This is a genomic window from Halopiger goleimassiliensis (genome assembly GCF_000455345.1).
GTDB lineage: Archaea > Halobacteriota > Halobacteria > Halobacteriales > Natrialbaceae > Halopiger_A > Halopiger_A goleimassiliensis.
On record NZ_HG315691.1, the window covers coordinates 192,745 to 194,669 of the forward strand.

2 protein-coding genes are annotated in these 1,925 nt (G+C 64.2%); both read left to right on the forward strand.

Going from position 1 to position 1,925, the window contains the following annotated elements:
• The coding region (locus tag TX79_RS19915; protein WP_230198599.1) for an AMP-dependent synthetase/ligase at nucleotides 1-840 on the forward strand (840 nt) is incomplete at its 5' end.
• 163 nt (nucleotides 841-1,003) lie between these two features.
• On the forward strand, nucleotides 1,004-1,925 hold a 922-nt coding region (locus tag TX79_RS19920), incomplete at its 3' end, for an AMP-binding protein (protein ID WP_230198624.1).

The window sequence follows — 1,925 nt, forward strand, 5'->3', positions numbered from 1 at the left end:
ACCGTCCGTGACGCCCTGGGCGGCAACATCGAACTGCTGATCAGCGGCGGCGGCAGCCTCTCGCCGGAACTCTGCCGGCTCTACCACGCGATGGGCCTGCCGATCTTCGAGGGCTACGGGCTGACCGAAACGTCGCCGGTCGTCTCGACGAATCCGCCCGAGGCCGCCAAGGTCGGTACGATCGGGCCTGCACTTTCCAACGTCGAGGTGAAAGTCGACGAGAGCGTCGTCGACCAGCGACCCTTCCAGAACGACGAGGGTGAGGTCGGCGAACTGCTCGTCAAGGGGCCGAACGTCACCGAGGGCTACTGGAACAAACCGAGCGCCACCGACCGCTCGTTTACCGACGACGGCTTCTTCCGCACTGGCGACGTCATCCACATCCGCCCCGACGGCTACCTCGAGTTCAGGGACCGGCTCAAACAGCTGATCGTCCTCTCGACGGGGAAGAACGTCGCACCCGGACCGATCGAGGACAAGTTCGCGGCCAGCGAGGTCGTCGAGCAGGCGATGGTCGTCGGCGACGGCGAGAAGTTCATCGGCGCTCTGCTGGTACCCAACACCGAGCACATCCGCGAGTGGGCCGAGAAAGAAGGGATCGACCTCCCCGACGATCCCGAAGCGATGTGCGACGACGAACGGGTCCGCGAGCACGTCCAGGAAGAGGTCGATCGGGTCAACCAGCACTTCGAGAAACACGAGACGATCAAGCAGTTCGAACTCGTCCCTCAGGAGTTCACCGAGGAGAACGACATGCTCACGCCCACGATGAAGAAGAAGCGACGGGTCATCCTCGAGGAGTTCGAGGATCGCGTCGAACGCATCTACGGCGACGAGTAGAGCGGTCGTCTCACCCTCGAGACGCCGCGTCGGTCCCCCGTACTCGGTCGTTCTCGTTCAGTTTCCGACGAGCGACGACGACCGGCGCTCGTCGCTATCCCACATATTGTTCGTAAACAATACCAACGTTTAATGTGGCCCACTCCCCATGGGAAGCCAAGCCATGGACTGGGAGACCGCAGAACGGGAGTACGACGACGAGGTCATCGGTGAGACGACGCTCGGACGTATGTTCGAGGAGTCGGCCGAACGGAACGCCGACCGACCGGCACAGCAGTACAAAGGGGGGATCTACGAGCGGTCGCTGACCGACTCGGTCCTCCCGGCGGCACCCCCGGGCGAGTTCCGGACCATCTCCTACGCCGAGATGCGTGATATCGTCCGGAAACTCGCCGCCGGCTTCCGGGACCTGGGCGTCGCGAAGGGCGACCGCGTCGGCATCTTCGCCGACACCCGCATGGAGTGGGCACAGACCGACTTCGCGTTGCTCGGCGCTGGCGCAGTCATCACGACCGTCTACAAGAGTTCCTCGCCCGACCAGGTCCAGTACCTGCTCGACGACCCCGGTGCCTCCGCCGTCGTCGTCGAGAACGAGGCCCTCCTGGAGCGAGTCCTCGAGGTCGAAGACGAACTCGACCTCGAGTTCATCGTCTCGATGGACGACCTCGAGGGTTACGACGACCGCGACGACGTCTACACCCTCGCGGACGTCTACCACCGCGGCGAGGAGACGTTCGATCTCGAGACCTACCAGGAGTGGGTCGACGAGCCGGATCTGGACGACCTAGCGAGCCTGATCTACACGAGCGGGACGACGGGCAAGCCCAAAGGGGTGAAACTCACCCACTGGAACTTCCGCTCGAACGTCAACGGCAATCGCAAACGATTCGGCCCGCGACCGGACAAGGACGACGACGTGCCGACGCTGGACGAGGAGTCGCTGGCGGTCTCGTACCTGCCGCTGGCACACGTCTTCGAGCGCACGGCCGGCCACTTCGTCATGTTCGCCAGCGGCGGTTGCGTCGCCTACGCGGAGGATCCCGACACGCTCCAGGAGGACTTCGAACTGGTCGGACCGAAGACGG